Origin of the sequence: Acetivibrio saccincola, assembly GCF_002844395.1 — a bacterium.
GTDB classification, from domain to species: Bacteria; Bacillota; Clostridia; order Acetivibrionales; family Acetivibrionaceae; genus Herbivorax; species Herbivorax saccincola.
Window position 1 is genome coordinate 2,878,312 of sequence record NZ_CP025197.1, and the last position, 26,052, is coordinate 2,904,363.

Annotated in this window: 23 protein-coding genes and 2 pseudogenes; 3 read left to right on the forward strand and 22 right to left on the reverse strand. The window is 35.1% G+C overall.

Translation table 11 applies throughout. The features are described from left to right. Positions 1 to 521 precede the first annotated feature (521 nt). A complete protein-coding gene (locus HVS_RS12830; RefSeq protein WP_101302986.1) occupies positions 522 to 2,579 on the forward strand; it encodes a glycoside hydrolase family 11 protein in 2,058 nt (685 codons plus the stop codon). 240 nt (positions 2,580 to 2,819) lie between these two features. On the opposite strand, the gene HVS_RS12835 is transcribed toward HVS_RS12830, so the two are convergent. After that, on the reverse strand, positions 2,820 to 3,647 hold the full coding sequence (locus tag HVS_RS12835; protein ID WP_101302987.1) for a CPBP family intramembrane glutamic endopeptidase: 828 nt from the start codon (positions 3,645 to 3,647) through the stop codon (positions 2,820 to 2,822). Then, complete coding sequence (locus HVS_RS12840) at positions 3,640 to 4,518, reverse strand: PHP domain-containing protein (protein ID WP_101302988.1); 879 nt, start codon at positions 4,516 to 4,518, stop codon at positions 3,640 to 3,642. The genes HVS_RS12835 and HVS_RS12840 overlap by 8 nt, the downstream gene beginning before the upstream one ends. Positions 4,519 to 4,794: 276 nt before the next feature. Between HVS_RS12840 and HVS_RS12845 the strand changes: the two genes are divergently transcribed. Both HVS_RS12845 and HVS_RS17305 read left to right on the forward strand, forming a co-directional pair. Further along, positions 4,795 to 5,115, forward strand: coding sequence for a hypothetical protein (locus HVS_RS12845; protein ID WP_101302989.1), 321 nt, complete (start codon positions 4,795 to 4,797; stop codon positions 5,113 to 5,115). Between the two features lie 263 nt (positions 5,116 to 5,378). After that, positions 5,379 to 5,939, forward strand: coding sequence for a lytic transglycosylase domain-containing protein (locus HVS_RS17305; protein WP_412779141.1), 561 nt, complete (start codon positions 5,379 to 5,381; stop codon positions 5,937 to 5,939). Between the two features lie 579 nt (positions 5,940 to 6,518). Here HVS_RS17305 and tsaD read toward each other — a convergent pair. From tsaD to HVS_RS12945, 20 genes and pseudogenes are all read right to left on the reverse strand, one after another. After that, a complete protein-coding gene (tsaD, locus tag HVS_RS12855) occupies positions 6,519 to 7,538 on the reverse strand; it encodes a tRNA (adenosine(37)-N6)-threonylcarbamoyltransferase complex transferase subunit TsaD (protein ID WP_101302991.1) in 1,020 nt (339 codons plus the stop codon). 153 nt (positions 7,539 to 7,691) lie between these two features. Beyond that, positions 7,692 to 8,492, reverse strand: a complete 801-nt coding sequence (locus HVS_RS12860) for an undecaprenyl-diphosphate phosphatase (RefSeq protein WP_101302992.1) — start codon at positions 8,490 to 8,492, stop codon at positions 7,692 to 7,694. Positions 8,493 to 8,632: 140 nt separating this feature from the next. Further along, a complete protein-coding gene (gene lonB / locus HVS_RS12865; protein WP_101302993.1) occupies positions 8,633 to 10,312 on the reverse strand; it encodes an ATP-dependent protease LonB in 1,680 nt (559 codons plus the stop codon). 290 nt (positions 10,313 to 10,602) lie between these two features. Next, a complete protein-coding gene (locus HVS_RS12870; protein ID WP_101302994.1) occupies positions 10,603 to 10,914 on the reverse strand; it encodes an anti-sigma factor family protein in 312 nt (103 codons plus the stop codon). Then, a pseudogene (locus tag HVS_RS12875) lies at positions 10,911 to 11,449 on the reverse strand (RNA polymerase sigma factor). Before HVS_RS12875 ends, HVS_RS12870 begins: the two are co-directional and overlap by 4 nt. Positions 11,450 to 11,611: 162 nt before the next feature. Further along, the gene (gene clpX / locus HVS_RS12880; protein ID WP_101302995.1) at positions 11,612 to 12,901 is read right to left on the reverse strand and encodes an ATP-dependent Clp protease ATP-binding subunit ClpX; all 1,290 of its coding nucleotides are present in this window, start codon (positions 12,899 to 12,901) and stop codon (positions 11,612 to 11,614) included. A gap of 13 nt (positions 12,902 to 12,914) precedes the next feature. Then, on the reverse strand, positions 12,915 to 13,499 hold the full coding sequence (gene clpP, locus HVS_RS12885) for an ATP-dependent Clp endopeptidase proteolytic subunit ClpP (RefSeq protein ID WP_101302996.1): 585 nt from the start codon (positions 13,497 to 13,499) through the stop codon (positions 12,915 to 12,917). A 70-nt stretch (positions 13,500 to 13,569) separates the two neighbouring features. Continuing rightward, a complete protein-coding gene (gene tig / locus HVS_RS12890; protein WP_101302997.1) occupies positions 13,570 to 14,856 on the reverse strand; it encodes a trigger factor in 1,287 nt (428 codons plus the stop codon). A gap of 249 nt (positions 14,857 to 15,105) precedes the next feature. Continuing rightward, positions 15,106 to 15,816 carry a metallophosphoesterase gene (locus HVS_RS12895; protein WP_101302998.1) on the reverse strand — a complete coding sequence of 237 codons (711 nt, stop codon included), beginning with the start codon at positions 15,814 to 15,816 and terminating at the stop codon, positions 15,106 to 15,108. Between the two features lie 13 nt (positions 15,817 to 15,829). After that, on the reverse strand, positions 15,830 to 17,677 hold the full coding sequence (gene uvrC, locus HVS_RS12900) for an excinuclease ABC subunit UvrC (protein ID WP_101302999.1): 1,848 nt from the start codon (positions 17,675 to 17,677) through the stop codon (positions 15,830 to 15,832). A gap of 99 nt (positions 17,678 to 17,776) precedes the next feature. After that, positions 17,777 to 19,105 (reverse strand): annotated as a pseudogene (locus tag HVS_RS12905) (aldolase/citrate lyase family protein). A gap of 98 nt (positions 19,106 to 19,203) precedes the next feature. Continuing rightward, on the reverse strand, positions 19,204 to 19,497 hold the full coding sequence (locus tag HVS_RS17310) for a phosphoenolpyruvate-utilizing N-terminal domain-containing protein (RefSeq protein WP_242971567.1): 294 nt from the start codon (positions 19,495 to 19,497) through the stop codon (positions 19,204 to 19,206). Next, complete coding sequence (locus HVS_RS12910; protein WP_101303000.1) at positions 19,490 to 19,759, reverse strand: HPr family phosphocarrier protein; 270 nt, start codon at positions 19,757 to 19,759, stop codon at positions 19,490 to 19,492. The genes HVS_RS17310 and HVS_RS12910 overlap by 8 nt, the downstream gene beginning before the upstream one ends. A gap of 48 nt (positions 19,760 to 19,807) precedes the next feature. Then, complete coding sequence (locus tag HVS_RS12915; RefSeq protein ID WP_101303001.1) at positions 19,808 to 20,377, reverse strand: anti-sigma factor; 570 nt, start codon at positions 20,375 to 20,377, stop codon at positions 19,808 to 19,810. Further along, positions 20,374 to 20,928: a sigma-70 family RNA polymerase sigma factor gene (locus tag HVS_RS12920; RefSeq protein WP_101303002.1), complete on the reverse strand. Its 555-nt coding sequence runs from the start codon at positions 20,926 to 20,928 to the stop codon at positions 20,374 to 20,376. Before HVS_RS12920 ends, HVS_RS12915 begins: the two co-directional genes overlap by 4 nt. A gap of 152 nt (positions 20,929 to 21,080) precedes the next feature. Continuing rightward, a complete protein-coding gene (gene tuf, locus HVS_RS12925; RefSeq protein ID WP_101303003.1) occupies positions 21,081 to 22,283 on the reverse strand; it encodes an elongation factor Tu in 1,203 nt (400 codons plus the stop codon). A 122-nt stretch (positions 22,284 to 22,405) separates the two neighbouring features. Then, a complete protein-coding gene (gene fusA / locus HVS_RS12930; RefSeq protein ID WP_101303004.1) occupies positions 22,406 to 24,484 on the reverse strand; it encodes an elongation factor G in 2,079 nt (692 codons plus the stop codon). Positions 24,485 to 24,665: 181 nt separating this feature from the next. Beyond that, complete coding sequence (gene rpsG, locus HVS_RS12935) at positions 24,666 to 25,136, reverse strand: 30S ribosomal protein S7 (protein ID WP_101303005.1); 471 nt, start codon at positions 25,134 to 25,136, stop codon at positions 24,666 to 24,668. Between the two features lie 174 nt (positions 25,137 to 25,310). After that, the gene (gene rpsL, locus HVS_RS12940) at positions 25,311 to 25,733 is read right to left on the reverse strand and encodes a 30S ribosomal protein S12 (protein WP_101303006.1); all 423 of its coding nucleotides are present in this window, start codon (positions 25,731 to 25,733) and stop codon (positions 25,311 to 25,313) included. A 78-nt stretch (positions 25,734 to 25,811) separates the two neighbouring features. After that, on the reverse strand, positions 25,812 to 26,024 hold the full coding sequence (locus HVS_RS12945) for a ribosomal L7Ae/L30e/S12e/Gadd45 family protein (RefSeq protein ID WP_101304290.1): 213 nt from the start codon (positions 26,022 to 26,024) through the stop codon (positions 25,812 to 25,814). Between the last annotated feature and the right edge of the window lie 28 nt (positions 26,025 to 26,052).

The following is a 26,052-nucleotide window of genomic DNA, read 5'->3' on the forward strand; positions in this document are numbered from 1 at the left end:
ATTTTTGAGAATTAGACCTATGCAGACAAACCTACGCAGACAAGAAAAATTAGTTTTAGTTTAAATAAAAAATTAAAATAAAAACTTATACTACATGTATATTTTAACACACACCCTGGTCTATGTAAATAAATTGTTGCAATAAATTGTTTCTGTGTGAATATCATTTAGTCACTTTATAGCTTATTATTGGTTTTATTTAATTACAATTTTTTGATATTATGTCTTATTATCATATTGATATTATCATTATTTTATTATATATAGCCAATTTCTTATTATGTTTATAAAAAAGTATCCACAAAAATAATTTTTCGTAGCATACTTAATATAAGGGAGTGTATTATTTTTGCACTTGTACTGCATCCCACCTTTCAGAAGTAAAAAATTAACTCTCCGTCATATGAAAATTATAAATAAAATGTTTTTTTTAAAATTATGATTATTATAAGTCAATTACTGCGAAATATATAAATGCGCAGTATTGTGAATAAATTGTATAAAAACAGGAGGGATATAAGATGAAACAAAAGGCAACAGTACTTTTGGCAATCATAATGTGTATGACAATTTTAGTTATGCCAAATGTACAAGCACGTACTGTAACATCAAATGAAATAGGCACACACGGGGGATATGACTTTGAATTTTGGGTAGATTCCGGTTCAGGGTCTATGACTTTAAAAGACGGCGGGGCTTTTAGCTGTCAGTGGAGTAATATAAACAATATATTATTCCGTAAAGGCCGCAAATTTGACCAAACCAAGACACATCAACAACTTGGTAATATTGTGGTGGAATACGCAGCTGACTACCGTCCAAATGGAAACTCATACCTATGTATCTACGGTTGGACAGTTGATCCCCTGGTAGAGTACTATATCATTGAAAGCTGGGGCAACTGGCGTCCTCCGGGAGCACAGTCAAAGGGTATGATTACAGTGGACGGCGGTACATACGACATTTATGAGACTACAAGGGTTAACCAGCCTTCCATTATAGGTACTGCAACTTTCCAACAGTATTGGAGTGTTAGAACATCTAAAAAAACAAGCGGTACTGTATCTGTAAGCCAGCACTTCAGAGCTTGGGAAAGCATGGGCATGAAAATGGGTAAAATGTATGAAGTTGCTACTACAGTAGAGGGATACCAGAGCAGCGGTTCTGCAGACGTTTATAAAAACGTAATTACCATTGGTGGAAGTATACCTAACGACCCAATAGACCCAGTGGAACCAGGAGGACCAGGTGGTTCTACAATGCCGGAGAATAACGGTCCTAACTCAAGAGACGCTTTCTCAATAATTGAAGCAGAAGAATACAACGCTTACAGTTCTTCAAGCATGGAAATTATAGGAACTGGCAATGGGGAAGGTATAGGCTATATAGAAAGCGGAAACACACTTACATTTAAAAACATAAACTTTGGCAGCGGTGCAAGCAAATTTACTGCATATGTTGCATCTGATGTGGAAAATCCTACAACAATTGATATAAGAATAGGAAGTTCAACAGGAACACGCATAGGTTCTTTACAAGTGGGTTCTACAGGTGGTTGGAATGACTATACAGAGCTTTCTACAAACATAACTTCTGTTACAGGGGTAAATGATGTTGTATTGGTATTTTCAGGTCCTGTAAATATTGACTGGTTTACATTTACAAAAGGAGGCGGAAGTGATCCGGTACCTACCCAGCAGCCTGGAATTAAATTTGGTGATTTAAACGGAGACGGAATAATTAACTCTATGGACGCATCAATTCTTAACAGATACATACTGGAAGTTTCAACTTCTATACCAAATATTAATGCTGCTGACTTAAACGGGGACGGAATAATTAACTCTATGGACGTTACACTGCTAGGTAGATATATATTAGAAGTTATTGATAGATTTCCTGCAGAGGATATAATGCCATCACCATCACCATCACCTTTACCAAAACCAACTGTAAATCCTAACAGTAAACTTGTAGCATTAACATTTGATGACGGACCGGACAATCAACTAACAGCACGTGTATTAGACAAACTTGACTATTATAATGTGCCGGCAACTTTCTTTATGATAGGTCAGAAAATCAACGGTTCAACTGCTGCAATTGTTAAAAGAGTAGTTGATTCAGGACACGAAATAGGAAACCACTCATGGGGTTATGAAAGCTTAAATAATAAATCAGTAAATGAAATAAGGAAGTCTGTAGAGGATACAAATGCAGTAATCATGCAGTATGCAGGGGTAAAACCTAACTTCTTCCGTCCACCAAACCTTGCAACAAGCCCTACAATGTTCCAAGCTATTGATTTAGTATTTGCAGGCGGTATTACGGCAAATGACTGGGATCAATCAACAACTGCCCAACAAAGAGCAAGCATGATACTAAACAGCGTAAGGGACGGTTCAATAATTCTTCTACATGACGTTCAGCCTTTACCACATCCTACACCTGAAGCTCTTGACATAATTATTCCTGAGTTAAAACGTCAGGGCTACGAATTTGTAACATTAACTGATTTGTTCAGGTTAAAAGGAGTACCTATTACACCTACTAACAGAATGTATAATTCAGTACCTTAAGCTGTTTGTTAATTTCAAACCTCTATATGGCAGGAAATTTTATAGAGGTTCTCCCCTAAAAATTAACTTTAAAATTTTAATCCCCCTTATAAAAATATTTTTATAAGGGGGAATTTTTTTAAAACTTTTTTATAGCATTTTTTATAATATTTTCTTAAACAATACCCAATTCAAACAAAAACGGCAGGAATCAAGTACAGTACAGGTTCATCATATAATTTAAGTTTATCAATCTTATTATTAATTTTGCTCCGGTCTGGTTTTATAAATAATTGCTGTGCCAATTATAAGTACAAATACGGATAATACCAGATACAGCGTACCGTTTAGTGAAAATTGAGGGAATTTAGAAGCCATTACTGCATAAGAATTCACCCCGACATGCAGGGCAACAGGTGCCCAAATTGAACCTGTCCAAAGGTATATATATGCCAAAAACAAGCCTAATAAAAAAGCATAAGTTCCTTGAACAGGGTCAAGATGTAAAAATCCAAACAAAAAGGCTTGTATGCCTATGGCTTTCGTTATACTGACATTCTTTCTTAGTTCATTGAAAATAAACCCTCTAAAAATAACCTCCTCTAAAAAAGGATACAGTATTCCTGTACTTAATAACAATAAAATTACATTATTAGAAGAAAGTATACTTTCAATTAGGGTGTTGTATTTTATAAAAGTATGTTCTAAATCAACATTATGCCTAATATAATTTAATAAAAAATCCACAACTATATTTGCAGCCACTCCGGTAAAAACCAAAACAAAAATCTTATAAAAAGGTATTTTTAAAAAACCACCTTCTTTATATATGTTTTTCTTTTTTAGTCTAAATATTGTAAAATACCCTATAGTAGAAAGAATGAAAGAAACAATATAAATAGCAGGTGTATACTGGGAAATAAATTTTTCCACTTGTGTTTGAATATAAATAATGTCTGCAAAGCCTATTTCCTTTGCATTTAAAATAAAAAACACAAACATTGCAATATACGAAGCAAAAAACTGACTTATTATAAATACCAGTAAATATAATAATATATTGCCAACCATTTCAAACTTTTTACTCATATGACTTAACCCTTCCTTTTTTTTCTGCCAACTTTTTCATTTCTTCCAGCACTTTATACGGGACATATAAATCACCTCTGCCCGTCCCTATACTTATATGAGGTTTTAAATACCCATGAAAATCACTCCCACCAGTTGGTACTAAATCATATTCTACAGCTAATTTCAAAAAAAGTATTGTTTCATGGGGCATGTTATCGGAATAAAACACTTCAATACCTTCTAAGCCGTATCCTTTTAACTCTTTCAGCAATGCATTAAGCTCCTCAATTGTACGGACACCTAAATAAATAGGATGGGCTAAAACAGGTATCCCGCCACATTTTTTAATTTCTTCTATAGCTTCTTTTGGCAGTAGCTTTTCCCTTTTCACATATGCAGGTCTCCCAACAGAAATATACTTTTCAAATGCCTCACTTATATTTTTGACATATCCTTTCTTAACTAAAACACTTGCTATATGAGGTCTTCCCACAAGCTTGTCCTTAGCTTCCGCTTTTACCTCTTCTAAAGTTATATCAATACCTAATTCATTGAGTTTTTTAATAATTTTGGGGTTTCTCTCGTCCCTGCTGGCTTTAAGCCTCTCTAACAGGGAAGTTATGTTTTTATGATTTCCATCAAAAAAATACCCCAGCAAATGCATTTCACTGTGAGGAGCAAAATCAGCACTTATTTCCACACCTGCTATAACTTCAATCCCTGCACTCTTACCTTCCTTCATAGCCTCATCAACACCATCTATTGTATCATGATCTGTTAAGGCAATTGCCGAAAGACCTGACTTTTTCGCATGCCTGACAAGCTCTGAAGGCGTCATAGTTCCGTCAGAAACAGTAGAGTGGGTATGTAAATCAATAAATTTATCCATAATGCTTTTCTCCCTTAATTTTTATGCTTCATTTTTATTTTTTCATAATATTTTCATAAATATAATATAAATGATATCCTTACTATTATACATGAAATACAGGCTTTTTTAAATAAAAATATAAAATATTATTTCCCACATCCTTCCACACTAATGCTTATGGTGTTATAATATACTTGTCATCAAATAAAGCCTATGGTGAAATAATGGTAGATATTATGTCTTTTGCATCTAAAGACAACACCTAGGGGGTACTATAGTTAGGAGGAGAATGCTTTGGACTCAAAAAGATGCTGCAGTAACTGCTTAAAAGGAACTTTTATCAACATAAACGGTGATATTCTATGCATTGAAAAAGGAGTTGTTTCCCCTGATTACGTTTGTTCAAAACACAGATATCTGCCTTCTCTTAAGTCTTTAAAAAGAAAAATTAACACCTGCAAAGACTGTGAACATTTTATTATGTTAGATACCAACAAAAATATTGAAGACAGGTGTATGGGCATATGTCAGTTGTTTACAGTCAGAAAGTATAACGGAAGAAAGAAAAAGACCTGTTCTAAATTTGTAAAACGTACAAGTAAGGAAGTTTCTTGAATTTATTTTTTTCTATTAATTATATTCTTATATTACCGATAAATATTACCGGTAGAGATTTTGACATAAGTTAAATGAGCGCCTGTAATTATATGCTGTGAAAAAGAGTGATATGTTTAAAAAGGGTGATATATTTGAAAGTAAGTGATATATTTTACCAAAAACTAAATGAAATTCAAAGCAGGGTACCAATAAAAATAGCCGGCACACATACACGTGAAAATACCTTTCAGGACGTCCTAAATTCTGCTTTAAATAAGAATATTAATGATAGTGATACTTACATCAGTATAGATACATTAAACCCAAATAACACTATTTTAGGCGCTGTAGATAAAGAGGGCAATGACAGGACCCATGATGTCAAGCGTGCAAGAGCAGCCCTTGCAAATAGCAGGGCTTATATTCCAACTGACAGAAATGAACTTATGGAAATGATTAATAGAAATATAGAAATTGCTTCACAAAAATTCGGGGTGGATCCTAATCTTATAAGAGCAGTTATGAAACAGGAATCAAACTTTAACCCCACTGTAATTTCACGTTCAGGTGCCCAGGGGCTGATGCAGTTAATGCCTGGCACGGCAGATTGGTTAGGGGTAACGGATCCTTTCGATATTGCCCAAAATATAGAAGGAGGAGTAAAATATCTTAGGGATCAGCTAAATAATTTTGAAGGGGATATAAAACTTGCCCTTGCTGCGTATAACGCAGGTCCAGGCAATGTTATAAAATACAATGGTATTCCTCCTTTTAGTGAAACACAAAACTATGTAGTAAAGGTTTTAGAGTATTACACAATGTATTCTAACTTAGGGCAGTAAACTTTCATTTTAAAATTTTAATTTTAGGTATTATATAAAAATACCAGGTTAAGTTGATTTTTATCCCACTTATACCTGGTATTTTTTGTTTTTGCGTGTGGTTTTTTATGGTATTTGTCTATGGTTTTTATATGCCGTTTACAAAATATCCACTGATTAATCCACAATATCCACATAGTTATCCACATCTAAAACCACTTAAAACAACGGCATTCCAGTATTATTTCCACAATATTCACATATTAAATTTCAACAGCATTCGTCATATTAACAAAATTTATTAATAGGACTTTTGTATTATTTTTCTTTATGTTTTTTTACGTAAACAACATTATTTTTTCTGTTTACCTGATAAAATGTATAAAAAAAAGCCTTGGTATTAAAGGCTTTGGCTATATTTCTTTTATTTACATGTATTTAAAAGGAAAGTTAGTATGTTTTAGATATAATACAAAAGTACCAGTTTTATTTTCTGATATTTCTCCACATATTTTTTATCCATATAAAAAAAATAATTATTTAATATGTGAATAACTAAATATTTCCCATGGATAATTTAAAAAGTTATCCACAGGACTTTTATTTTTCCCCAAGTTTCAATGCGGGAACGGCATTTAGGTACAAATCTGATACTTTGCCTTTTATCATACGGTAATAAGCAGAAGAAGCTATCATTGCCGCATTGTCTGTGCAAAGTATAGGGCTTGGGTAATAAGCTTTAAAATCATTGTTTAAAGACGCCCTTATAAATTCACTCCTTAAACAGGAATTAGCTGCAACCCCTCCTGCAAGTGCCACTTTAGATACACCCTTTAACTTTGCAGCAGTAATAAGATTATTAATAAGAACTTCCACTACTGCCCATTGAAAACTTGCACACACATCCTCAACTTTATAGCCCTCACCCTTTTGGGTCTGCACATTTATATAGTTTAACACTGCAGTTTTTATCCCGCTGAAACTAAAATCCAAACATCCCTTTTCAAAATACACCCTTGGAAAATTTATTGCTTCAGCATTACCGTCCTTTGCAGCTTTGTCTATTAAGGGACCTCCGGGATATCCCATACCAAGAGCCCTTGCCACTTTGTCAAAAGCTTCCCCTGCCGCATCGTCCCTTGTCCTTCCTAAAATTTCATATTCTCCATAGTCTTTAACATATACAATGTGGCTGTGTCCTCCTGAAACAACAAGGCAGACAAAGGGAGGCTCCAAATCTTTATGCTGGATGTAATTGGCTGCAATATGCCCTTCAATATGGTTCACTGCAATGAGAGGCTTGTCAATTGTAAAGGCAAGAGCCTTTGCAGCAGAAACACCTACTAAAAGTGCCCCCACAAGACCAGGACCGTATGTTACGGCTATTGCGTCCAGCTCCTCCAATCTCATCCCTGCTTCTTCCACCGCCTGGTCAATAACAGGTATAATAAGTTCCACATGCTTTCTTGAAGCAATCTCCGGAACCACACCCCCATACTTTATATGTAAGTCCACCTGGGATGAAATGACGTTACTGACAACCTCACGACCGTTTTTCACAATGGAAGCGGATGTCTCATCACAGCTTGTTTCTATCCCCAGAATAAAAATATCCTTCATTATAACACCTGCTTATCACTTAAATAATATGCTTTACTTAAATAATATTCCTGGATAATATACTTAAATAATATAACTAAAATATTATACCAGCTTATCTTTAATAATATGCCTAAATATACTTGATTATTTTTTAATATTACACCTCAATAACTATTTAAAAAATATTTTTGTAATAAACTGATCTATTAATACCAAAACTCCTAAAGTATAAACATAGTAGGAAAATACCTTTAAACTGGCCTTTGTAAATATTTTAAGCATGAATTTAATTGCCAGGTAGCCTGATATACCCGCTGCCAGCATTCCGGCTATAAGCGGAAAAAATTCCACTCCCAAGCCGCTTCCGTCTTTTATTACATCTATAGCTTCTATAGCTGCAGGTCCTAAAATTGCCGGAATTGACATAAGGAATGAAAATTTTAAAGCAAATTCCCTGTTTAAGCCTCTGAATAATGCCCCTCCGGTGGTTGAGCCGGATCTTGACACTGCAGGAAGCATGGCAATTACCTGTGCACACCCCACAAACAATGCATCCAAAAAACTTGTTTCTTCAAGCCTTTTATTCTTATTTTCCTTTTTACTCATATACTCTGCCAACCAAAGAACAGTCCCGGTTATTAAAAAACCAAATCCGACAGTTACTCCTGTTTCCAAAAAGCTTTTTAACAAATCTTTAAATATAAATCCCACAATCCCCATGGGTATGGTTGCCACAATTACCAATAAAGTTAATTTGCCTGTAGGCTTTTTTATCATTTCCAAAACATCTTTCCACAAAACTGATACTACCGCTACAAGGGTAGCTATATGAACAGCTATACTAAATGTTACAGTACCTTCAGTAATTCCAAAAAGTTTGTTAAAAAGCACAAGATGTCCTGAACTGCTTATTGGTAAAAACTCTGTAAGTCCCTGGATAATTCCCAACACTATTACTTCAATTATTCCCATTTGTTTTTTTTCGCCCCTTTAAATTAAATACATACAATAAATATCTTATAATTAAAATACTCTTTTGTAAATATTAATATGAGTATTTTCTTTTTTGAGCATTTTCTATTTGTCATATAAATTGTTTTTCATAAAGGTATTTATTTGGCAGGGGAGGCACTCAGGACATTTACAGAATCCCTTGGCAGTTGTATATTTTCTTCCTTTTTGTCCTCACCTTTAAATACCAGGTCAAAAACTTCAAATATATCTTCCACCGGTATCACTTCTATATCATAATCCTCAAACATTTCCTGCCAGTTTTCTTTCGAAATTAATACTTTTTTTATTCCTGCATTTTTGGCCGCTTCCACTTTAGCTACCACACCACCTACAGGTTTTACCTTACCCCTGATTGATATTTCACCTGTCATGGCAATCTGGCTGCTTATAGGAATTTCTTTTATTGCCGAATAAATTGCAGTTGCAATGGCGATTCCTGCTGAAGGACCATCAATAGGTATTCCTCCAGGGAAATTCAAATGTATGTCATATTCCCTAAGGTCAATATGAAGAATCCTTTTCAAAACTGTCAATACATTTTCAACAGATGCTTTGGCAGAGCTGGTTCTTCTAAGTTTTTGCCCTTTTCCGTTCATTTCTTCCTCTTCAATTATACCTGTTATTTTTACTTCACCTTTTCCGTTTAATGCTTTCATTACAGATACTTCAATGTCAACAACCATACCAACGGAGTTTCCAAACACTGCAAGACCGTTTATGCCCCCTATCTGTTCTTCCTCCGGTACCTTTTTTTCAACACGAGGGCTATAGTGTCCAAACTCTATTACCCACTCAATATCTTTCTTCCTTATTGTATTTCTGCCTTCAACAAGGCATACTCCTCCGGCAATCTGCACTATATTGACAGCTTCCCTGCCATTTTGGGCATACTTTGCAATCAGTGCATCTCCCCCTTCCTCCAATTCAAAATCACCTTTTTTTGCAGCATTTCTGGCAATTTCCATTATTTCACTTTGTGTGAGAGGTCTGAAATATATCTCAACACACCTGGACCTTATGGCAGGGGGTATTTCATCTGCAGTCCTGGTAGTGGCCCCAACCAGTCTAAAATCTGCCGGAAGCCCTCTTTGAAAAATTTCATGTATGTGGGAGGGAATGTTTTTATCCTCTGAACTATAATAAGCACTCTCTAAAAACACCTTTCTGTCTTCAAGCACTTTCAAAAGCTTATTCATCTGTATGGGATGAAGCTCCCCTATTTCATCTATAAACAAAATCCCGCCGTGGGCTTTGGTAACTGCACCGGGCTTTGGCTGGGGAATTCCCGCCACACCGTAGGCTCCCGCTCCCTGGTAAATAGGGTCGTGTACAGAACCTATCAACGGGTCTGCAATCCCCCTTTCATCAAACCTCACTGTGGTAGCGTCTATTTCTACAAATTTAGCATCCCTTCTGAAAGGGGATATTTTATTTTTTTTTGCCTCTTCTAAAATAACTCTTGCCGCTGCAGTTTTCCCTACCCCGGGCGGACCGTATATTATCACATGCTGTGGGTTTGGCCCGCACAAAGCCGCCCTTAGTGCCTTAATTCCCTGGCTCTGTCCTATTATATCTTTTAGCGCAGCAGGTCTTGTTTTTTCCGCTAAAGGTTCGGTAAGCTTTATATCCCGCATTCTTTTTAGTTTTTCCAATTCTTTTTTTGATTCTTTTTCAATTGCAATTTTGTTCCCCTGCTGTGTTTTAAATAAATTTAAAAAATATAGTCCTATTATAATGGAGAAAAAAAACTGTATAATAAAAAGAATTGTTGTCACCATTTTTTGCCCTCCCTAAGTTATAACATAATTATACTGCTTAAAATAGTATTTCTTTTACTTAGATTTTTATGCAAAAATTAAAAAACTAAGATTGACTGGAGATAGCAAGAATGGTTGACGATCCTTTACTAATTTTAATTTCACATGACGCCAGTATAGTTATTAAGGTACCAAAGGCATTTAGTATCTTTTTAAGATTAACATCAGTCAGTACTTATTTTCTCTAATCTATGTTTTATTTTGTTCATAAACCAGCTGTAAATTCAGGTACACGATGACCCAAAAATCTATTACCTCCGTTTTCTGTAAACCTCTTTAATTCTTTTAAAAGACCCAAAAACATATAAAATTTTTGCAAAATCAAAACCAAATTTGCTTTTGGCATATCTTTCTTTATCTATTTTTTCAGCTATCTTTTCTGATAAATCTTTTTTAAGCCCTATTTTATTTTTAGAAACTGCATCAATAAAAGATAAAGTCTCATAATATGAAGCACATTCTTTACATGACTTTATATGCTTCTTTATCTTTTCTGCACTATTAGCAGAAAGGGTACCTTCACTGTACTTTTCTATGTCCTCTTTTTTATAATTACACCTCATCTTATAATATCACCTCTCTTTTTATTGTATTTTTGTCGAAGGATTTCCCTTCCCCTTTTGACTCTCATTTTTGCAGCATATTCAGATATACCCAGGATTTCTCCAATTTCTTTATAGCTAAATTCCTTTGTATGCCTTAATAAAACTGCTATTTTCTGTTTTTCACTTAAACTCCCCATCATCTTAATAAATTCTGTGTACATTTCTTTATTTTCGTATACAATTTCCGGACAATCCTGTAAATTGTATAATTCCTCAGGTATTTTCTCAAAAGTAATTTTTTCATAGTATTTTTTCTTTTTTTGTAGCCGGATTTGTATGTGTTGGCCGCAATTTTATATATCCATGTGGAAAAACTCCATTTTTCATTGTATCTATAGAGATATTTGTATGCCCTTAAAAATACATCCTGAAGTATTTCCTCTGCATCTTCTTTGGAATATGTAATTTTTGGAAGGAAACTATAAAGCCGGTCCTGATATCTTTTTACCAGAACTGTAAAACTGGATATATCACCCTCCAGCACTTTTCTCACCAAAACTTCATCTTTAACCAACAACCCACCTCCTGCCTGCCTTAAAATATCTCTTCACTATATAGTACCTCATAAATTATTTAAAAGTAACGTTTTTAGTAAAAAATAATACCGCTACTTTTAAAAGCAACGGTATTATAAAAATCTATAATTTTCAGTTTTCTAAGAAGCTGATTCTTTTTTAACTCTGGACTTTTTATTTGTTTGACGTTTTTTCTTGTTTTCATTTATTATTAATTGAGGCGATTCTTTCTTTTCTACACACTCCTTGGTAATGATGCATTTTTCCACATCTTCCCTTGAAGGTATATCGTACATTACCTCTAACATAATTTCTTCTAAAATAGCCCTTAGTCCTCTTGCACCCGTATTTCTAGCAATAGCCTTATCTGCAATAGCCTCTAGGGCATCATCTTCAAACTCCAGCTCCACATCGTCCATTTCAAAAAGCTTCTGATACTGCTTAATAAGTGCATTTTTAGGCTCTTTTAGTATTCTGACAAGAGCATCCCTGTCAAGGGAATGCAGTGAAACAAGTACCGGAAGTCTCCCCACAAACTCAGGAATGAGCCCGTACTTTAAAAGGTCCTGTGGAAGTATTTCTTTTAATATCTCGCCCACATCGGCCTTTTTGCGGCTTTCAATTTTAGCCCCGAAGCCCATGGACTTTTGACCTATTCTGTTTTCTATTATCTTTTCAATTCCGTCAAAGGCACCTCCACAAATAAACAGTATATTTGTGGTATCTATTTGTATAAATTCCTGATGTGGATGCTTTCTTCCGCCCTGTGGGGGAACTGAAGCAATGGTTCCTTCAAGAATTTTAAGCAGTGCCTGCTGGACTCCTTCCCCACTTACATCCCTTGTAATAGAAGGATTCTCTGACTTTCTTGCAATTTTATCAATTTCATCAATATATATAATTCCCTTTTCTGCCCTTTCTATATCATAATCTGCTGCCTGTATAATCTTTAAAAGGATATTTTCAACGTCCTCACCAACATAACCTGCTTCGGTAAGTGATGTTGCATCAGCAATAGCAAAGGGAACATTTAAAATTCTTGCCAACGTCTGTGCTAAAAGCGTCTTCCCTGAACCTGTAGGTCCTAACATAACGATATTACTTTTTTGAATCTCCACATCAGAGGCTTTTACTTCTAAATTAATTCTCTTATAATGATTGTAAACAGCAACAGCTAGAGACTTCTTTGCCGCTTCCTGACCTATTACATACTGGTCTAATATTTCCTTTATCTCAGCCGGCTTTGGTATATCATTAAGCTCTGCATCAATCCTTGAATCTTCAAACTCTTCTTCAATTATTTCTGAACAAAGCTCTATACACTCGTCACAGATATATACCCCCGGACCTGCTACCAGTCTCTTTACTTGTTCCTGAGTCTTACCGCAGAAGGAGCATTTTAGCTGTTTCTTTTCATCATATCTTGACACGTTACCACCTCATTCATTTTCTTCTTTCCATAACTTCATCCACTATACCGTAAATTTTTGCCTCTTCTGCTGTCATAAAGAAATCCCTTTCAACATCCTTTTCAATTCTCTCAATAGGCTGACCTGTCTTTTCACTTAAAATCCTGTTAAGCTTGTCTTTAATCCTGAGTATCCACTCTGCGTGAATTTTAATGTCTGTTGCCTGACCTCTTGCACCACCTAATGGCTGGTGAATCATTATTTCACTGTTAGGCAATGCGTACCTTTTGCCTTTTGCCCCGGCTGCAAGCAGAAAAGCACCCATACTTGCTGCAAGCCCCACACAAATAGTTGATACATCAGGTTTTACATACTGCATTGTGTCATATATTGCAAATCCTGCAGTAACTGAACCACCCGGGCTGTTTATATATAATTGTATATCCTTATCAGGGTCTTCAGCCTCTAAAAAAAGCATTTGTGCCACTACTAAACTGGCTGTCACATCATTTATCTCTTCACTCAAAACTATTATCCTGTCCTTTAATAGTCTTGAGAAAATATCATACGAACGTTCTCCACGGTTGGTTTGTTCCACAACTATCGGTACTAAACTCATTATCATACCTCCTTGGTTTTCAATCAATGTTATATATTTCTTTCCCAAATACACCGTACTTAAACGTTATTTATTCTATTTTTGCATTCTCCACTAAAAAATCAATTGTTTTTCTAGCAATTATTGTACTCTTTATATATTCTATATCGTCATCTCTCAAAAGTTTCATAAATTCTTCTTTATCTTTCTGATATTTTTCTGAAAGTTTCTTCACTTCCTCTTCAAACTCTTCGTCAGATGCCTGGATGTTTTCTACCTGGCTTATTTTTTCTAATACAAGCTGGGTTTTAACTTCTTTTTCTGCCATTTCCCTGCCTTGCTCCCTAAATGTGTCAATGTCCATCTGTGCCATTTGTAAATACTGCTCAAGGCTGAAACCTTGATATCTTAAACTTGCATCAAATTCACGCATATTAGCATCCAGCTGCTTATCAACCATAACCTTTGGTATTTCAACTTTGGCATTGTCAACTATTTTTTCTATAAGCTTATTTTCAAGTTCATGCTTTGCCCTGTGTTCCGCAGCATCAGTAAGCTTTTTTCTTAAATCTTCTTTATATTCTTCTAAAGTGTCAAATTCACTTACATCCTTTGCAAATTCGTCATCTATTACCGGTAACTCTTTTTTCTTAACATCGTTTACTATTACTTTAAATACAGCATCCTTTCCTGCCAGTTCTTCGCTGCCATAATCTTCTGGGAAGGTAACTTTAACTTCAATATCATCCCCCGGTCTTCCACCTATAAGCTGCTCTTCAAAGCCTTTTATAAACTTACCGGAACCAATTTCCAAAGGAAAATCAGATCCCTTTCCTCCTTCAAAAGGTTCGCCGTCTATAAAGCCTTCAAAGTCTATCTCTGCAATATCCCCTTCTTGTATGCCCCTGTCTTCCACAGTTATTATTCTGGCATTTTTTTCAGCTACCTTTTGGATTTCCTTTTCCACATCTTCATCGGTGATATTTACTTCTATTTTCTCTATTTCAATACCTTTATATTCTCCCAGTTCAACTTCAGGTTTAACTGTCACACTTGCTGTAAAAATTAAATTTTGGCCTTTTCCTATCTGCTTTATATCCAATTCCGGTCTGTCAACAGGAAATATATTAGTTTCCTTTACAGCCTCTTCATAGGCTTTGGGGAAAATTTCATTTAAAGCATCTTCGTAAAACACTTCCGGTCCATAGTATCTTTCCACAATATTTCTAGGTGCTTTCCCCTTCCTGAATCCAGGTACATTAAATCTTTTAGCATTCTTTCTAAACGCCTTTTCTAATCCTTCCTCAAATACACCTGCATCAACTTCAATTTCCAACTCAACAATATTTTTTTCCTTTTTTTCCAACTTAACATTCATTTATAATTTTTCCTCCCATTATTTGCTTTTATTAATATGCAATTTATTTGCTTTTATTAATACACGATAAACCATTTATTTGAAATTTAAAATATAAACCTGTGTAATTTATGATATAAATTTTGTGTATAAGGCATTAATCCTGTTGCATAAGGCATAAATCCAGTATATATTTAAAAATGGACATTAAAATTAACCATTACATTATAACATAATATGTTTTAAAAATACAATAGTACGAAGTCTAAATTAATAATCAGATATATTATAAGGCGTAAAATTTAAATAGTCAGAAGACACAAGTTTAAAATCAATTCCTTCAACTATACCTTCAACTGCACTATTAAAACTATTTCCATGAAGATGACCGTATAAACATTTTTTTACCCCGTATTCCCCCATTATTTCCACAAAACCTGATGGCTCCTTTGAGGAATTAAAGGGGGGGTAATGCATCATAACTACAATTTCTTCTTTTCCGCTGCAGGGCTTTGCCATACTTAGGGATAACTTCAACCTGTTTAATTCCCTTTCGTATATTTTTTTGTCCTCCTCACTAAAGCCGTCATCTCCGGGACATTTCCATCCTCTTGTGCCGCATACAATAAAGCCTTGTATATTATAACTGTTATTATGTATAAATTCAATGGTTTTAAAGTTATTTTCTTCTAAAAATTTATTTAGCTTGCTCATGGTAGTCCACCAGTAGTCATGATTGCCTTTTGAAATAACTTTCCTTCCGGGGAGATTTTCAATAAACTGAAAATCATTTATTGCCTGTTCCAAATAAGTAGCCCAGGAAATATCACCCGGAATAAGGACATAATCCTCCTCTTTAACGATTTTTTCCCAGTTTTCTTTAAGTTTATCCATATAATTTACCCATGCGCCCCCAAAAATATCCATGGGTTTATCTATACCATATGAAAGGTGTAAATCAGAAATCCCGTATACAGCCATTTTAAATTAACTCCTATTGCCTGAAATATTCATATATATTGTTGGCCAGTTCTTTGCTTATGCCTTTAACTTCAGAAAGCTGGCTTACACTTGCAGACCTTATTTTCTTTATAGAGCCAAAATGCCTTATTAAGGCCTGCTTTCTTTTCTGCCCTATCCCTTCTATATTGTCCAATACAGAACCTGAATATCTCTTTTTTCTAAGCCTTTTACTGTATTCTAAGGCAAATCTGTGGGCTTCGTCCTGTATGGATGTTATAAATCTTAAAAGCAAGAGATCCCGGGAAAGTTCAAATTCAAAATCTTTCCCAACCAATCCCCTTGTCCTGTGTTTTTTATCTTTTACCATCCCTATTACAGGTATATTTTCAAATTGAAGCTCTTTTAAAACATCATACACTGAATTTACATGTCCTATGCCTCCGTCTACCATTATTATATCCGGAAGCTTTCCAAAACCCTTATCTTCTTTTTCCCCGTCTTTGTGTTTTTTAGCACGCATAAATCTTCTAAATATTGCTTCCTGCATACTACCATAGTCATTCTGCACGTCAACTGACTTTATCTTAAACCTTCTGTATTCACTTTTAGAGGGAAGTCCCTTTTCAAAAACCACCATGGACGCCACAATTTCAGATGATCCAAGGTTAGATATATCATAGGCTTCTATTCTTTCCGGATGTTTTTTTAAACCTAAAACAGCCGTTATTTTTTCAAGCCCTTCTTTTGCAATTTTCCTTTCATTTTTTACCCGTTCTTTAAAATTCTCAAGGCAAATCCCTGCATTTTCCGCTACCATTTCAATAAGCCTTAGCTTTTCCCCTCTTTTTGGCACCTTTATATAAACTTTAGATGTCCTCTTTTCTAAAAGCCACTTTTCTATAATATCCCTCTCTTCAATGTCCACCTGTATTACAATTTCTTTTGGGACGTACTCTGTACTGCTGTAAAACTGTTCTATAAATGAAGTCATCAGCTCACCATCAGTTAAATGGCCGACACCTTCAAAAATAAAATGCTTTCTCCCTATTATCTTTCCTTTTCTTATGAAAAAAATCTGTATGCAGGAATCAATTTGATCCCTTGCAAAAGCAATTACATCCTGGTCCTCCATATCAGCACTTACAATCTTTTGCTTTTGTGTTATATGCCTTAGGCTTATTATCTTATCCCTAATTCTTGCAGCTTTCTCAAACTCCATATTTTGAGAAGCTTCATCCATTTCTTTTTCCAGCTTTTCAATTAAATCCTGCTGGTTTCCATCAAGGAATTTTACAACATCGGATATAATTTCCCTGTACTCTTCCCTGCTTACATTTCCCTGACAAGGTCCTAAACACTGATGAATATGATAGTTTAAACAAGGCCTGTCTTTACCTTTATTATCTTTAAATACTTTATTGCAAGATTTTATTGGGAAAATCTTTTTAATAATATCAACGGTTTCCTTTACAGCCCCGGCACTTGTAAAAGGTCCGAAATACTTAGCCCCGTCCTTTTCTATTTTTCTGGTTATAACAACCCTGGGATAATCTTCCTTCATAGTTACCTTTATAAAAGGATAATTTTTGTCATCCTTTAGCATAATATTGTATTTAGGCTTATGCTTTTTTATAAGGTTGCACTCAAGTATCAGTGCTTCAATTTCTGTATCAGTTACTATATATTCAAACTCGTGAATTTGAGAAATCATTGCCTGGACTTTTGGATTTTGGTTGGAGTGGGAATTAAAATACTGGCGAACTCTGTTTTTTAAAACAACCGCCTTTCCAACATAAATAATTTCGCCGGGTTTATTTTTCATAATGTATACGCCGGGTTTTTCCGGCAATTTCTTTAATTCCTCAGCTATATTAAACATCTCTTTCACATCCCGTACTACAAAGCTTGTAATATTTGTGTTTATATATGTTTAAAATCTACTTATGTTAAAATTTATTTATGTTTTAAATCCTTCAGCTCATTTTGACAGTATACTTTTAACAGATTCAATGGATTTTTCCATGACAGCTTTCCGTGCTATTTCCTGTACTTCCTTAAAGCTTATGTTTCTTATAAAGCTGCTTACATTTAATGAAAAAACAGGGTTCATACTGAGTTCATGTACCCCCATTCCTATAAGTATAGCAACAGCTTCAATATCACTTGCCATTTCCCCGCAGACACTTACCCTTTTGTTATTTATTACAGCTTTATCTATGCAGTACTGCAAGGTTTTAAGAAATTCCGGCTCTAAATAGGATCTTCTCTCTAATGGGGAGCACTTTCTGTTGAATTTACAAATTTGATGCAGTAAATCATTGGTGCCTATACTGATAAAATCCACTTCTTTTAATATTTCATCTAAATTCTCCACCGCAAGGGCAGTCTCTACCATGGTGCCCACACTTATTTTTTTGGCTCTATATGAGTACTCTTTTTATAGTCTTTCAGCAGCCTCTTCTATTATTTTTTTGGCTTCCCTAAGCTCTTTAGCCGTGCTTACCATAGGAAAGGATATTTTTATATTCCCCTTTTCTGCCGCCTTTAAAATGCATTTTATCTGAGTCATAAATTCTTCTTTCCGCTCAAGGGACCTCTTAATCCCCCGAGAGCTTCTTTCTAATGACTCTGTATTTATTCCTAAAGAATCCGGTAATTTATCCCCTCCAATGTCAGCAGTCCTTATTACAACCGGTTTTCCTGACATTTCCTTTGCTATTTTTGAGTATATTAGATATTGTCTTCTCTCATTAGGTGGTTTTTTGTAATTAAGGTAAAGAGATTCTGTCCTAAGAAGACCGATTCCCGCCATATTTAAAGCTTTAGCAGTATTAAAATCCTTTACATTGCTGATGTTTGCTAAAATTGTCACTAAATGTCCGTCAGTAGTTACAACAGGCATTTGATTTTGTTTTTTGTTATAAATAATTTTATAATCGTCAATTTGTTTTCTATAGCTCTCCACCGTTGAATGTGATGGATTAACAATTGCCAAATCTGACTGACAATCAATTATGGTAGCACTACCGTGGTATTTTGCAATTTTTTCAAATTCAATTTCTCCTAAAACGGGAATTCCGCCGCTTCTTAAAATAATTGCGCTGTGAGAAAAAAAACCTGCCCCCTCATTAGCCAAAACTCCTTTAACGGATTTTTTACACAACATTGTAGCAATTGTAGGGGTAAGTTCTTTCACTGCGGCAATATTCTTATTATTGATTTTATCAAAATCAGTGCTGTCCTCACCATGTATATTTTTAATAATTCTCTTTCTAATATCATTTAAATCGTATATCCTTTGCTTCATATATTCATTATTGCTTTGCAAAATTTCATCTATGTATTTCTGAATACATAAATGAATAGCCTTTGAAGCATATACCTTTTTTGTTTTAATTGTATTTTTTATCTCTTCAAAAAAGCTCTTTTATCATCTAACACTTCCCTATAAAAATCAAATATCCGGTTTTCCTCTTCACTAAGTATTCCTCTGAATCCGTCCTTTAAATCATAAATTTCTATAAAGGTTTTACAAATAGCAACTTCCAATAAAGTGATTTGATTGTCAATTTCTATATCTTCTATATTCCCTTCATCTATTTTAAATTCTGTATCTTTTATAATAAATAATTTCCCTATAGCTGTACCTGATGAAACGGCATTTCCTTTAAAAATCTCTTCTATCATGCTTTTACACACTTTCTTCTAAATCTGAAGTAAGAAAATCTTTTAAAACCTTTAATACCTCTTCTTCGTCTTCTCCTTCTGCTATAATGGTAACATCACTGTCCTTTGCAACTTCTAGTGACAAAATCCCCAATAAACTCTTTCCGTTAGCCTTTCTTTCACCTTTTTCTATCCATACATTTGATTTGTAATTGGATGCTTTTTGAATAAATAATGCAGCCTGTTTAGGTTCTAACCCGTTTTCTTTGTTAACTTTAATTGTCTCTTTAATCATATGTGTAATATCCTCCTAATTCTTTTATCCAACATTTTATTTATACCACTATTTTTGAAAAAGTTCTACTGTTTTGTCCTTTTTATTTTTGGGTTTATAGGCTTTTGACAGAAAGGCTAATACTGCCAGTCCGATTAAAATAATATATACCTCAGAAATATATACGCATAAATAAATTAAAACATTTTTAACCATGGTAAAAAACACTGCAGATACTTCTAGAAAATGGTATATACCATAAGCATATTTTGTAGGAAAATTTATATAAAGGAAAATAGCCAACAGCTGTTCTCTAAAAGCCGCACCGGCTATGATAAGCGCCAATGTAAACAGTATGCTGGATGCAAAATATAGTTTAAGAAACTTTTTGTCCCTTGACTTTTTCGCATATAAATTGATGCGCTGTATTTTTGCCATTACTTCTGATTCAAATGTCTCAGGGGGCTCTATTTCCCTTTTTTCATTTAATACATCCAGTATAAGGCTGTATTTTGTGTATTCTTCTTTGCAAAGGTCACATATGCTTACATGCTCCATCAATTGGTTTTGCTCTTTTTCACTTATATTACCGTCTAAGTATTTTGTAATTAAAACATTACATGAATTACAACTAATCACGTAATCCCTTCCTTTCTCCCGGAAGCCAGTTTATCCTTTAACATTTTCCTGGCTCTGTAAATCCTGTTTTTGATTATTGACATAGGCTCATCTAGTACTTGGGACATTTCCTCATATGAAAGACCATTTTTGTGGTAAAGTATCAAAAGAATTCTATATTTTTCAGGTAAATTCATAATCTCATTATTAATCCTGTCACGCTGCTCTCTTTTTATATAGCTGTCTTCCGGGGTGTCTGCTTCACTGTGCAGTCCATATGCATCCTCTATAGGTACACACTCAACCCTCTTCTTTTTTAATACATCGTAGCAATAATTAGTTGCTATTTTAGCGCACCATGTTGAAAACTTATATTGAGGATTGTATTTATCAAGGGATTTATATATCCTGATAAACACCTCTTGTGCAATATCATTAACCTCGTCCTTATTATATATTATATTGTATATTATGTTATATATCAATTTCTTATATCTTTTAACCAGACCGGAAAATGCCTGTGTATCCCCTTCTAAGCATCTTTTGACTAAAAGAGCATCTGATATATCCAAAAGTTTCCCCCCTGTAAATCCGTGGGCAAATATATAAAAAATAAATCCCTGGCTTAAAGACCTGGGGTTTATTTTTTGTATATTTGTATAATAAAGTATAAAAAGGGCTGTGCAAAGAGATTTTGCCCCTTTGTCACAGCCCTGTAATTTTATTAGGAAATTATTTTTGAAACGTTTCCTGCTCCTACAGTTCTTCCACCTTCACGGATAGCAAACTTTAATCCTTCTTCCATAGCTATCGGAGTGATAAGTTTAACTTTTAGTGTAGTGTGGTCACCAGGCATTACCATTTCAGTACCTTGTTGAAGCTCAACTGTACCTGTAACGTCAGTAGTTCTGAAATAGAACTGTGGTCTGTAGTTGTTGAAGAATGGAGTATGTCTTCCACCTTCTTCTTTTGTCAATACGTAAACCTGAGCTTCAAATTCTTTATAAGGCTTAATTGAACCTGGTTTAGCTAAAACCTGACCTCTTTCTACTTCGTCTCTTTGAATACCTCTTAAAAGTGCTCCTATATTGTCACCTGCAACAGCTGTATCAAGAAGCTTTCTAAACATTTCTATACCTGTTACAACTGTCTTTCTAGGCTCATCCATTAATCCAACTATTTCTATTTCTTCACCAACTTTAAGCTGTCCTCTTTCAACCCTACCAGTTGCAACTGTTCCACGACCTGTGATTGTAAATACGTCCTCAACAGGCATGATGAATGGCTTATCAATTGCTCTTTCCGGAGTAGGTATGTATTTGTCAACCTGCTCCATTAGTTCTAATATAGGTTTGTACTCTTCTGCATCCTGTGTAGTTGCAGTTGATTCAATAGCTTTAAGAGCAGAACCTCTAACTATAGGAATTTCGTCTCCTGGGAAATCATATTCACTTAGAAGTTCTCTTACTTCCATTTCAACTAATTCAATAAGCTCTTCGTCGTCAACTTGGTCACATTTGTTCAAGAAAACAACGATGTAAGGAACCCCAACCTGCTCTGCCAGTATTATGTGCTCTCTTGTCTGAGGCATTGGACCGTCTGCAGCTGATACAACTAATATAGCACCGTCCATCTGAGCAGCACCGGTAATCATGTTTTTAACATAGTCAGCGTGACCTGGGCAGTCAACGTGTGCATAGTGTCTATTTTCTGTTTCATACTCAACGTGAGAAGTGGAAATTGTAATTCCTCTTTCCCTTTCTTCCGGAGCTTTGTCAATGTTTTCGTAAGATTCGTATTTTGCTCCGCCTGCTAGTGACAGAACTTTTGTTATAGCTGCTGTCAAAGTTGTTTTACCATGGTCAACGTGACCTATTGTACCGATATTAACGTGGGGTTTACTTCTTTCAAATTTTTCTTTTGCCATTGATATTCTCCTCCTTTTTTCAGTAACGTACTGAATTTTAATTATTGGTTTAATTATTTATCTGCAGGAAATATAGCTATATTTCCTGCATTTTTAACTGATTCATTACCTTAAATTAATGTTTAGCTGTTGTTTCTTTCTCCAACAATTTCATCTTGTATGTTTTTAGGCACTTCCTCAAAATGGCTTATCTGCATTGAGAAGGTACCTCTACCTTGTGTTTTAGAACGCAACGCCGTTGCGTAACCAAACATTTCAGCCAATGGAACATTAGCCGTTATAACCTGTGAGCCATTTTTGGCTTCCATACCTTCAATTTTTCCTCTTCTTGAGTTTAAGTCACCCATAACATCTCCCATATAATCTTCAGGAGTTACAACATCTACTTTCATCACAGGTTCTAAAAGTACGCATTTTGCTTTTTTCAAAGCTTCTTTCAGAGCCATGGAACCTGCAATTTTAAATGCCATCTCTGATGAGTCTACCTCGTGGTATGAACCATCATAAAGGGTAACTTTTATATCTACAACAGGATAACCACCTAAAATACCATTATTCATAGCCTCCTGGATCCCGGCATCAACAGCTGGAATGTATTCCTTAGGAATAGCCCCTCCAACTATCTTGTTGACAAATTCATAGCCGGTACCTGGTTCTTTGGGCTCAACTTCAATCATACAGTGGCCGTACTGACCTCTACCACCTGACTGTCTAACAAATTTACCTTCTGCTTTAACTGCATTCTTAATTGTTTCTTTGTATGCAACCTGTGGGCTGCCTACATTTGCTTCAACTTTAAATTCTCTAAGCATACGGTCTACAATAATTTCTAGATGGAGTTCTCCCATTCCTTCAATTATTGTCTGACCTGTATCCTTATCTGTGTGAGCCCTGAATGTTGGGTCTTCCTCTGATAACTTTTGGAGAGCAATGGACATTTTATCCTGTCCCGCCTTTGTCTTTGGCTCTATTGCCACAGATATAACGGGTTCCGGAAACTCCATTGACTCTAGGATAACAGGATTGTTCTCATCACATAATGTATCTCCTGTTCCTGTATCTTTAAGCCCAACAGCTGCAGCTATATCCCCGGAATAAACTGCGTCAACTTCCTCCCTATGGTTTGCATGCATCAATAATATTCTTCCTAGTCTTTCCTTTTTGCCTTTTGATGCATTATAAACATATGAACCTGAATTAATCTTTCCGGAGTAAACCCTGAAGAAGCAGAGCTTACCAACATATGGGTCAGTCATAATCTTAAATGCCAATGCAGAGAAAGGTTCATCATCATCTGCATGCCTTTCTATTTCCGTTTCACCGTCTAAAGATACACCTTTAATTGATGGTATATCCACAGGTGAAGGCATATAGTCTACAATTGCATCCAGTAGCTGAGGCACTCCTTTATTTTTGTATGAAGAACCACATGTAACAGGTATCATGTCAACTTTTATAGTAGCACTTCTAATTCCTGCTTTTATTTCTTCTTCAGTTAATTCTTCACCTTCAAGGTATTTCATCATTAACTCTTCGTCTTGCTCTGAAATGGTTTCGATAAGCTTGGTCCTGTATTCTTCAGCTAATTCCTTCATATCATCAGGAATTTCTTTTTCCTCTACATTCCTTCCAAGCTCATCTACAAAATAATATGCTTTCATTTTAACAAGGTCAATTATACCTTCAAAAGTATCTTCTTTACCAATAGGTAATTGTATAGGAACAGCATTAGCCTGCAGTCTTTCCTTCATCATGTCTAAACAATTGTAAAAATCTGCCCCCACAATATCCATTTTATTAATATATGCAAGACGTGGTACATTATATCTGTCAGCTTGTCTCCATACAGTCTCCGATTGAGGTTCAACTCCTCCCTTAGCACAGAAAACAGTTACTGAGCCGTCTAAAACTCTTAATGACCTCTCAACCTCAACGGTAAAATCAACGTGCCCCGGCGTATCAATAATGTTTATTCTTGTATCTTTCCACTGGGCAGTAGTTGCAGCAGATGTTATGGTAATACCTCTCTCCTGTTCTTGCTCCATCCAGTCCATAGTTGCTGACCCGTCATGTGTCTCACCAAGTTTATGGACTCTGCCTGTATAAAAAAGTATACGTTCAGTTGTAGTGGTTTTACCTGCATCTATATGGGCCATTATCCCTATATTTCTTGTTCTCTCTAAACTAAATTGCCTGGGCATTATAACCTTCCTTTCAAAATTAGCACATACACTGCTCATTGTTTAAATTAATTTTGTCATCTCAATCATTAAAATTATATTAATTGTATAATTATAATTATATAAATTTTATTCTATATAAATTATACAAAATTATAATAATTATTTATTATATTATAAATTTTTATATAATAAATTTGTATTACCATCTGTAGTGAGCAAAAGCTTTGTTTGCTTCCGCCATCTTATGGGTATCTTCTTTCTTTTTAAATGCTCCACCCATACCATTTGTGGCATCTAATATTTCAGCTGCCAATCTTTCTTTCATGGTTCTTTCCCCTCTTAGCCTTGCATAGTTAACCAACCATCTAAGACCAAGAGTCTGCCTTCTTTCAGGCCTTACTTCTACAGGAACCTGGTATGTGGCTCCACCCACCCTGCGGGCTTTTACCTCAAGTACAGGCATTACATTATTTAATGCTTGTTCAAAAACCTCAAGGGGATCTTTACCTGTTTTTTCCTTTATGATGTCAAAAGCACCGTAGCAAATCTTTTGAGCTACTCCCTTTTTTCCATCAAGCATAATGTTGTTAATAAGTTTTGTAACAACTTTATCATTATACACTGGATCAGGCAAAACATCCCTCTTTGGTACATATCCTTTTCTTGGCACTTTTCTTCCCTCCTTTAATATGGTTATGATATAATATCATCGGTACTCGGCGGTTTTTCACCGTCGTCAAGTGCAACGTACATGCAATATATATTAAACAGCGTACAAAGCACTTATTAGTATTTGATTATAATATTTTTTCATACATGGGTCATGCACCTTGTATGAATGTTATTATTTAGCCCCGCCCTTCGGTCTTTTTGCACCATACTTTGAGCGCGCCTGCATTCTGTTAGCTACACCAGCAGCATCAAGAGTCCCACGTATAATGTGGTATCTAACACCTGGAAGGTCTTTAACCCTTCCTCCCCTTATAAGAACAACACTGTGTTCCTGTAAATTATGTCCTATTCCTGGTATATAAGCAGACACTTCTATACCATTAGTTAGACGGACTCTCGCCACTTTTCTCAAAGCAGAGTTTGGCTTTTTAGGAGTACTCGTTTTAACAACGGTACAAACACCCCTCTTTTGAGGACTGCTTACATTTGTCATCTTCTTCTTAAGAGAATTATATCCCTTTTGAAGAGCAGGTGCGTCTGATTGCTTCCCAATGGACTTTCTGCCTTTTCTAACTAACTGGTTAAAGGTTGGCATCTTTCTACCTCCTTTCCTTTTTATTCATTATTCTGACACAATTGCGCGAATAAGCTTTTATATAGGTTAAGTTATAATCTATTTTAGAACACTTACTACAGCTGCACCAACATCAATCCCACAAGCTCTACCTAATTGCTTCATACTGTCTGTATACACTATTGGTATATCTTTTTCCTCACATAAGTCAATTATCTTTGATACAACCCGTTCTTCCGCATCTTTTGCTATATACACTTTCTCCACTATTCCCTTTTGCACAGCTTTTAATGATTGTTTTAACCCAACCATTTTATTAATATTTTTAAAATCATCCAAC

Excerpts from the sequence above, each read along its gene's own strand:
- HVS_RS12910 (WP_101303000.1), bottom strand. The coding sequence starts at position 19,759 with ATGATTAAAGAGACAATTAAAGTTAACAAAGAAAACGGGTTAGAACCT.
- HVS_RS12840 (WP_101302988.1), bottom strand. The coding sequence starts at position 4,518 with ATGGATAAATTTATTGATTTACATACCCACTCTACTGTTTCTGACGGA.
- clpP (WP_101302996.1), bottom strand. The coding sequence starts at position 13,499 with ATGAGTTTAGTACCGATAGTTGTGGAACAAACCAACCGTGGAGAACGT.
- tig (WP_101302997.1), bottom strand. The coding sequence starts at position 14,856 with ATGAATGTTAAGTTGGAAAAAAAGGAAAAAAATATTGTTGAGTTGGAA.
- tsaD (WP_101302991.1), bottom strand. The coding sequence starts at position 7,538 with ATGAAGGATATTTTTATTCTGGGGATAGAAACAAGCTGTGATGAGACA.
- rpsL (WP_101303006.1), bottom strand. The coding sequence starts at position 25,733 with ATGCCAACCTTTAACCAGTTAGTTAGAAAAGGCAGAAAGTCCATTGGG.
- HVS_RS12835 (WP_101302987.1), bottom strand. The coding sequence starts at position 3,647 with ATGAGTAAAAAGTTTGAAATGGTTGGCAATATATTATTATATTTACTG.
- tuf (WP_101303003.1), bottom strand. The coding sequence starts at position 22,283 with ATGGCAAAAGAAAAATTTGAAAGAAGTAAACCCCACGTTAATATCGGT.
- uvrC (WP_101302999.1), bottom strand. The coding sequence starts at position 17,677 with ATGTTTAATATAGCTGAGGAATTAAAGAAATTGCCGGAAAAACCCGGC.
- HVS_RS12860 (WP_101302992.1), bottom strand. The coding sequence starts at position 8,492 with ATGGGAATAATTGAAGTAATAGTGTTGGGAATTATCCAGGGACTTACA.
- HVS_RS12945 (WP_101304290.1), bottom strand. The coding sequence starts at position 26,024 with ATGGTTGGGTTAAAACAATCATTAAAAGCTGTGCAAAAGGGAATAGTG.
- HVS_RS12895 (WP_101302998.1), bottom strand. The coding sequence starts at position 15,816 with ATGGCTGTATACGGGATTTCTGATTTACACCTTTCATATGGTATAGAT.
- lonB (WP_101302993.1), bottom strand. The coding sequence starts at position 10,312 with ATGGTGACAACAATTCTTTTTATTATACAGTTTTTTTTCTCCATTATA.
- HVS_RS12870 (WP_101302994.1), bottom strand. The coding sequence starts at position 10,914 with ATGAGGTGTAATTATAAAAAAGAGGACATAGAAAAGTACAGTGAAGGT.
- fusA (WP_101303004.1), bottom strand. The coding sequence starts at position 24,484 with ATGCCCAGGCAATTTAGTTTAGAGAGAACAAGAAATATAGGGATAATG.
- HVS_RS12830 (WP_101302986.1), top strand. The coding sequence starts at position 522 with ATGAAACAAAAGGCAACAGTACTTTTGGCAATCATAATGTGTATGACA.